The sequence below is a fragment of the Acinetobacter sp. IRS14 genome, assembly GCF_034650275.1.
Taxonomy (GTDB): Bacteria; Pseudomonadota; Gammaproteobacteria; order Pseudomonadales; family Moraxellaceae; genus Acinetobacter; species Acinetobacter oleivorans.
Window position 1 is genome coordinate 1 of sequence record NZ_JAOVFN010000071.1, and the last position, 579, is coordinate 579.

Annotated in this window: 1 protein-coding gene; it reads right to left on the reverse strand. The window is 37.5% G+C overall.

Annotated features, from left to right (window positions below; translation table 11 throughout):
* Positions 1 to 475 (reverse strand): hypothetical protein (locus tag ODQ17_RS19120; protein ID WP_322905646.1); only part of this gene is annotated, 475 nt, incomplete at its 3' end.
* Positions 476 to 579: the final 104 nt, after the last annotated feature.

The window sequence follows — 579 nt, forward strand, 5'->3', positions numbered from 1 at the left end:
TTTTCAATAAGTCATTTTCATACTGATACGTAGTTTTCTTACTCTTAGTCACTCCTCCATTGGTATTAGTAACCGTTGAACTGGTCACACGACCTTTACTATCTAAGGTATTTACAATAGTTTCATCTTTTCTTTCTATCTTTAACGGTGTCTGGAATCTTTTTACATCAGGTGAATAAGTATAAGTGGTGGTTCTTTTTAAAGCTTCGTCACGCTCTGCTTCAATTAGAGTAGATAAACGACCAAAATCATCATATTGAAATGCTGTCGCATTGCCATTTCTATCTATGACATATTTTAAGTCAGAGGTGAGTACATCAAAACCGGCTCGCTGTATCGGAGTATTATTATAAGTCACACAAGGATATCCCCCGAAATCGATATACATATCCCTTTCGCGGTGATCTCCATCAATATAAATGGTCATCGGATCAAAATCTTTATCTGCGGTATTATCCGTAGAGATAAAGTTCATTGTCCGTAAGCTGTAAAAAGTTTGATAAGCCTTTTCGCTCCCTCTTGTTTTAACGACACTCGCCCGCTTTATCCCAGCCTTAGAGGAACTAAACGGATAGGAAA